A 6544-nucleotide genomic window follows, 5' to 3' on the forward strand; every position below is an offset into this window, starting at 1 on the left:
ACCCGGGACGATAAACACCCGGTATCCCAAAAGCTCCAGTAACCGTTTCCCTTCGCCAACTCTGCACAGTCCACATTCACGGCATTTTAATCCTTCATCATGCAGGTGAGCAGGACATGCATTGGATCGAAGACACTGGGGGAAAAAGACTGCCCGTTCTGATACCGGAATTACCATGAAAGCCTTCCGATTGAGGGTATTCTGCAGTGTCACAATTATCCGCAGGAAATCACTATCTTCAAACCCGAACAGACGAAATAGTCCCCGCATCATTCCTTCAAGAAAGAGAAGTCCTGCACGCATGAATCGGGGGAAGAGAATATTTCCTGATCGTATCGCATAGACTGTAAGAATAAGCAGGATGAATCCGAGTATCAGGATGGATAAAAAAATCAGAATGGTCAGCTCTCCGATGAGCGTAATAACCGGCAGATACGGAGTAAGGATCGTCATCACAAAACCGCTCCTCCTGTTCTCTCTCCTTTTCGTATCTGATCAATTATGTCACTATCGCGGGGAAGAGAAAAGATACCGTACTCCGTAATAATACCAGATATAAGATGGACCGGTGTTGCATCAAATGCAGGATTCCAGACCGGGACATCTTTTGGTCCGGTTATACACCCCCTGACCGTTCGGATCTCATCCGGATCCCGCTCTTCGATTGTAATATCTGCCTCCCGGCTCTTCTCATCAAATGTGGAAAGTGGCGCCGCGATGTAGAACGGAATATTGTGAGCCTGTGCACAGACCGCATGCATATATGTACCGATCTTGTTAAACACAGCATCTGATACAATTCGATCTGCTCCGACTAAAACCAGATCAATCTCACCTTTCCGCATCAGAACGGCCGCCATGGAGTCGGTGATAAGTGTAACCTCAATCCCATCCCTCATAAGTTCCCATGTGGTCAGGCGGGCACCCTGTAAAAGAGGCCTGGTTTCACAGGCAAAAACGGAAATTTTTTTACCTGCCTCATGAGCAGAGCGAATAACACCAAGAGCAGTACCCCATTCAGCACAGGCAAGTGCTCCCGCATTACAATGGGTCAGAATTCGGGCTCCATCAGGAATGACAGAAAGCCCGGTCTTACCAATTGCATGACAGGTCCTCCGGTCTGCCTCAATAATCTCCTGTGCAGCATCGACCGCCTTGCTTTTTGCCTCTTCTATTGATCGGGCATGCTCGAGCGTACAGAGGACATGATCGATCCCATAAAAGAGATTTACCGCAGTCGGACGAGTGTTTTTCAGAACGTGTGCATCATGTCGTATCTGCTCAAGAAATTCTGGAAAGGTTGCAGCTTTTGAAAGAAGAGCTGATAATGCAACCCCACACGCTCCGGCACATCCAAGGGCCGGGGCCCCCCTGATACCAAGACGCTGTATTGCCTGTGCAAGATCAGAGACTGATCTGGCCGTTCTGACTTCGTATGCATCCGGAAGTATAGTCTGTTCGATATATTCAATCGAAGGAATATGCGGATGAAAAAGAATCGGACGGAGCGGCTCCATAATCACTCACGCATGAGAGTCATGACGGCCTGCATCGCGGCAGCACCGCCTTCCATTACTGAATCTGGAATATCCATCGGTTCCTTGCAGGTCCCGGCGATAAATATTCCGGGCCGAAGGGTCTGTACCGGCCCGCATTTCTCATCAGCACTCTCAAAAAATCCGGATTCATCACAGGTTATACCAAGTCGCTCTGCAAGTGACGAAGCGGTCCCAGTCGGTCTGATACCAACCGATAATACGACGAGATCAGCATTTATCCTCAATACTTCCTTCGTTTCGGTATTTTCAACCTGAACGATAACCGTCCCGTCCTGGGAGTATATATCTCCTGGCATCCCCCGAATGAATCTGACACCAAGCGTCTCAGCACGATCATAATACTCCTGATATCCTTTGCCATACGCCCTGATATCCATATAAAGGATAGAGACCCGGGTATCCGGATATTTCTCTCTGATCAGCATGGCGTTTTTTATGGCATACATACAACAGACCGCGGAACAGGAGGGGCATCCAAGTGGCAGGTCACGAGATCCGACGCATTGGATAAAAACAATTTCTTTTGGTGTCCGGCCATCGGATATTCGTTTTATCTTCCCGCCGGTCGGGCCGCTTGCGTTTATTATCCGCTCAAACTCAAGACTGGTGATCACATCGGGTATTGAAAGATATTTATATGGGGTCTTTTTTCTTGCATCAAAGACATCATATCCGGTGGCAACAATAATTGTCCCGGCTTTTATGGTAAATTCTTCTTCAGTATCCTCATCATTCCGAAGGACGGCCTGTTTTCCACAAACATCATAACATAGACCACAATCGATGCAATGTTCCCTATCTCTGACGACAAGATTGGGGACAACCTGAGGATGTGCCTTATAGATAGCCTTTCGTACACCAATCCCGGCGTCAAACCGGTTGTAAACCTCAACCGGACAGACTTCAACACAATCTTCACAACCGGTGCAGTCTGCAGCCCGGATATACCGGGGATATCGTTTTACAGATACGGTAAAGTCTCCGGCCGTACCCGCAACTCCTGTCACCTCCGTAAGGGTATGCAGAGTAATATTCGGGTGTCGCTCCACCTCGACCATCTTCGGACTTAATATGCACATGGAACAGTCATTGGTTGGGAACGTCTTATCAAGCATCGCCATATGTCCCCCGATGGTTGGTTCACGCTCGACAAGATGAACATGAATGCCATGATTCGCAATGTCAAGTGCAGCAGTAATACCTGCGATGCCGCCTCCGATAACAACAGCTTCATTCATGGGCATGAATCCGTGCAAGTTTTACATATTCAGAAGCATTGGTCCTGATACCAGCAATCTCCTCGTCTGATATCGTTCTGATAACCTTTCCTGGAAGCCCGAGGACGAGAGAACCGGGGGGGATAACCTTTCCTTCGGTGATTACAGCCCCGGCACCGATGATAGTATTATCACCGACAACTGCCCCGTTCAGCACAATGGCTCCCATACCGACCAGAACTGTGCTCCCTATGGTGCATCCGTGAAGTATGGCGCCATGACCAACAGAAACATCATTACCAATGCTGACCGGATGTCCTTTCGAGGTATGAACAACACAATTATCCTGAATATTCGACCTGTTTCCAATGGTAATCCTGTCCTTATCTGCCCGAATGACCGCTCCGTACCAGATATTTATATCCTGACCGGTACAGACATCTCCAATCACCGTGGCATTTGGTGCAATAAAAGCAGCGTTAGGGATATTCTGATGGATTTGCATAAGACGTTCACAGGTTATGACGCATTCACCAGCCCGGGGTCGGGCAGGTACTCTATCATACGTTTAGGCCGTGATAGTATAATAGGATCAGTCATATACCGGCTGTATTATCCCTCTTTATCAGTCAGAACCACACGCGTGGCTCTCGGATACTTCCCATATGTATCTGACAATACAAAGACAGATGATATCAGTTTTATAAAATCGCATGAAACAGTACATTCATGAAAATTATGGTGGGGGGCACGTTTGATCCTCTACATGACGGACACCGGCTTCTCATCAGACGCGCCTTTGAACTTGCTCACCCGGACGGGCTGGTCATTATCGGTCTTACGAGCGATTCATTTGCAAACCGTAAATCCCATCCGATTCATCCGTATGCTGACCGGTACCGGGATCTTACCACATATATTACATCCCTTCATCCAAAGGCCAGATGGGAGATAGAAGAACTTCATGATCAGTACGGCTCAACCCTTGATGCGGACTTTGATGCTCTCGTTGTAAGTGAAGAGACCTTTCCGGTCGGCCAGAGTATCAATCAGAAGAGAAGGGAACGGGGAAAACCATGCGTTGAGATTCACATGATTCGATGTGTCCTTGCAGAAGACGGACGGTGGATCTCAAGTACCCGGATATGGCGGGGTGAGATTGATACTCATGGACGACTAATACACCGAATTTCACAAAAAGAAGAATGATCAGATGATATGTGAAGAGATATCAGATGAAATGACTGCATCACAATAAGAGCACACCGCTTTTTTCCCATGCATCTCAAACCTGCTTAAAACCGGTTCATTCGTGTTAGTGATGCAACAGGGATTTGGGCATTTGAGCACTCCGATAAGAACATGGGGAATATCAACACCTTTTTTTTCAATAACCCGATAATCCCGGATGATATTGATAGTCGCATCCGGTGCAACAAGAGCAATCCGGTCAACTTCTTTTGTCTTCAGTTCCCGGTTCTCAATCTTGACCACATCTTTCTTCCCTTGAACTCTGCTGCTGACATTGGTTGCAACACTCACACACTCCCGGGTACTTCCCGTTATCCCAAGTATCCGAAGTACGGTGAGTGCTTCTCCGGCACTGATGTGATCAATGACCGTTCCGTTCTTGATGGTACTGATGACCAGGGTTCGTTTTGGTTCTTCTTCGGTCATAGCATAACCTCAGTGAGCATCGCCATCCTGACCGGCACACCATTTCTGGCTTGTTCAAAGTACCGGGCGTAGGGAAGATTATCTACTGCCGTATCGATCTCATCCACCCGTGGAAGGGGGTGAAGGATTGCGAGATGGTCTTTCACATCCGAGAGGAGGGAGGGGGTGATCCGGTAACTGGATGAGACATCAAAAAATTTTGCAGGGTCAGGAAAACGCTCCCGCTGAAGTCTTGTCACGTACAGAACGTCCAGCTCGCTGATTATCTCTTCAATGGAATCATGCTCGATGACCACAGCCCCACGCTCTTTGAGATTATCCTGAATGGAGTCTGGAAGGCCGAGACCTTTGGGGGCGATGGTATGAATTCTGGCATTGTAATGGGTCAGGGCATAGGCAAGGGAATGAGTCGTTCTTCCATACATCAGGTCTCCAATGAGTCCGATATTGATATTATCAAGGGGCATTGCCTGCCTGATGGTATAGAGATCAATCAGCGTCTGAGACGGATGCTGACCAGCCCCGTCTCCTCCATTGAGTATGGGAATATCGGAAAACTCACTGGCCAGTCGTGCTGCCCCGACTTTTGGATGACGCAGGACGATCGCATCCGCATACCCGCTTACCACACGAATGGTATCGGCCAGGGTCTCTCCTTTTGCCATGGAACTTACCTCTACTCCCCCAAGGTTCATACAGGCACCACCAAGCCTGAGCATGGCTGATTCAAATGACATCCGTGTCCGGGTACTGGGCTCAAAAAAAAGCAGACCAAGAATTTTTCCTTTCAATGGTTCTTTTCCGGTATATTCTGACTGGACCTCACCAGCACGGGTAAGCAGCCGGTCTATCTGATCCCTGTCCAGATCATGGATGGAGATAATGTGATGTATGGACGTACGCGTACTCCTCCGGTACGTACTAGTGGATGGCATGCTGCTAGTATGTTTTGTCAGATCTGAATGGAATCTCTGATAACTGCAAGTGCCTCACGTGAACGTTCCCGGATCTCAGGATCATCATCGTGAAGTCCACGGGCAAGGGTATCAACGCTTGGAGGGCCGATCCGGACAAGTTCGTCAAACATCTCCTTGGCAAAGAGATAACTGAGCCGGTCAGTTGTATACTTTGGTTTCCATCCACTCTCATCAAGAAGTTTTGCGACGGCTTTTCGGACATGCCGATCCTTGTCATCCAGGGTCTGCACCAGCATAAACTGTCCTGCTTCTCCGATCTTTGATATGCCCTTGAGTGCAGCCGCACGGATTGAGCCGTCCGGATCTTTGAGTGCGGTAATCAACTGATCCAGGACTGGCAGCCCGATATCGCCTAACGACTCAACCGCTGCTGCACGTACCTTTGGATCTGGGTCATGCATCGCATCAGTAAGTGGTCCTAATGCCTCCCGTCCAAATTTTCCAAGCTCCCGAATAGCGGTCATCCTGATCTCCTGATCCGGATCCTGCAAAGCATCATACATGACAGATGCAGATGACGGATCTTTCAGGACTCCTAAAACCTGAAGCAGAGCAATACGACGACGATCTCCCGGACCTACAGATTTGAGAAGACGGATGACTGCAGCCTGTGCCTGAGCACGCATTGAGGTAATAATATTGGCAGCCATGGCCGGAACCGACTGCTCCTCCATGACGGCATCCAGAAGAGGAGGCAATATCTGCTCACCTTTACTGATGAAGATCCGCTCAAACATGGTCGTCAGAACAGGATTCTGTATGGAGAACAGGTGCCTGAGATCATCACGGTTTGAGAGTGCTATCTCGGTAATCAGGGACATGACTGCAATGCCCCTGCTGCTCCCTTCCTGTCCTGCTGCCTGCAGGCTCTCCAGTTCCTGAATGAGCTCCGGAAGAGCAGATCCACCCATCCCGGCCAGTATTTTACTTATCAAAGGAACAAGACTCTCATCCGTCTGCATCAGGGACATCAGTGCCGACGCAGCAGGGGATCCAATCCGTGTAAGTGCATGAATGGCATACTGCTGAGCAACCGTATCAGGACTTTTCAAAGAGGGAGGAGGGCAGGTACTGCCGGCTCACCGATAGCACTCAATGCTGCCATTGCATATGG

General features: G+C 48.9%; 8 protein-coding genes. 1 reads left to right on the forward strand and 7 read right to left on the reverse strand.

Features of this window, described 5'->3' with window-relative positions:
* From PLA23_RS09095 to PLA23_RS09110, 4 genes are all read right to left on the reverse strand, one after another.
* Nucleotides 1-453, reverse strand: a 453-nt coding sequence (locus tag PLA23_RS09095; protein ID WP_324474925.1) for a DUF116 domain-containing protein, incomplete at its 3' end; no start/stop codon positions are given.
* Nucleotides 453-1517, reverse strand: a complete 1065-nt coding sequence (gene mtnA / locus PLA23_RS09100; RefSeq protein WP_324474927.1) for an S-methyl-5-thioribose-1-phosphate isomerase — start codon at nt 1515-1517, stop codon at nt 453-455. The genes mtnA and PLA23_RS09095, both read right to left, overlap by 1 nt.
* Nucleotides 1518-1519: 2 nt before the next feature.
* Nucleotides 1520-2797 (reverse strand): FAD-dependent oxidoreductase, encoded by a 1278-nt coding sequence (locus PLA23_RS09105; RefSeq protein WP_324330151.1) that lies wholly within the window; start codon nt 2795-2797, stop codon nt 1520-1522.
* Nucleotides 2790-3281, reverse strand: coding sequence for a gamma carbonic anhydrase family protein (locus PLA23_RS09110; protein WP_324330150.1), 492 nt, complete (start codon nt 3279-3281; stop codon nt 2790-2792). The genes PLA23_RS09105 and PLA23_RS09110 overlap by 8 nt, the downstream gene beginning before the upstream one ends.
* Nucleotides 3282-3505: 224 nt before the next feature.
* On the opposite strand from PLA23_RS09110, the gene PLA23_RS09115 reads away from it, so the two are divergent.
* Complete coding sequence (locus tag PLA23_RS09115; protein WP_324474928.1) at nt 3506-3985, forward strand: phosphopantetheine adenylyltransferase; 480 nt, start codon at nt 3506-3508, stop codon at nt 3983-3985.
* On the opposite strand, the gene pyrI is transcribed toward PLA23_RS09115, so the two are convergent.
* Genes pyrI through PLA23_RS09130 form a run of 3 tightly spaced genes read right to left on the reverse strand, consistent with a single transcriptional unit; the run spans nt 3986 to nt 6392 of the window.
* Nucleotides 3986-4453, reverse strand: coding sequence for an aspartate carbamoyltransferase regulatory subunit (pyrI, locus tag PLA23_RS09120; protein ID WP_324330146.1), 468 nt, complete (start codon nt 4451-4453; stop codon nt 3986-3988).
* The gene (pyrB, locus tag PLA23_RS09125; protein ID WP_324474932.1) at nt 4450-5346 is read right to left on the reverse strand and encodes an aspartate carbamoyltransferase; all 897 of its coding nucleotides are present in this window, start codon (nt 5344-5346) and stop codon (nt 4450-4452) included. Before pyrB ends, pyrI begins: the two co-directional genes overlap by 4 nt.
* Before the next feature lie 59 nt (nt 5347-5405).
* A complete protein-coding gene (locus PLA23_RS09130; RefSeq protein WP_324474930.1) occupies nt 5406-6392 on the reverse strand; it encodes a HEAT repeat domain-containing protein in 987 nt (328 codons plus the stop codon).
* Nucleotides 6393-6544: the final 152 nt, after the last annotated feature.

Origin of the sequence: Methanospirillum sp. (assembly GCF_035406105.1) — an archaeon.
Classification (GTDB): domain Archaea; phylum Halobacteriota; class Methanomicrobia; order Methanomicrobiales; family Methanospirillaceae; genus Methanospirillum.

Coding starts and splice junctions, on each gene's coding strand:
- PLA23_RS09105 (WP_324330151.1), bottom strand. CDS start 2,797: ATGAATGAAGCTGTTGTTATCGGAGGCGGCATCGCAGGTATTACTGCT.
- mtnA (WP_324474927.1), bottom strand. CDS start 1,517: ATGGAGCCGCTCCGTCCGATTCTTTTTCATCCGCATATTCCTTCGATT.
- PLA23_RS09110 (WP_324330150.1), bottom strand. CDS start 3,281: ATGCAAATCCATCAGAATATCCCTAACGCTGCTTTTATTGCACCAAAT.
- pyrI (WP_324330146.1), bottom strand. CDS start 4,453: ATGACCGAAGAAGAACCAAAACGAACCCTGGTCATCAGTACCATCAAG.
- PLA23_RS09130 (WP_324474930.1), bottom strand. CDS start 6,392: ATGCAGACGGATGAGAGTCTTGTTCCTTTGATAAGTAAAATACTGGCC.
- PLA23_RS09115 (WP_324474928.1), top strand. CDS start 3,506: ATGAAAATTATGGTGGGGGGCACGTTTGATCCTCTACATGACGGACAC.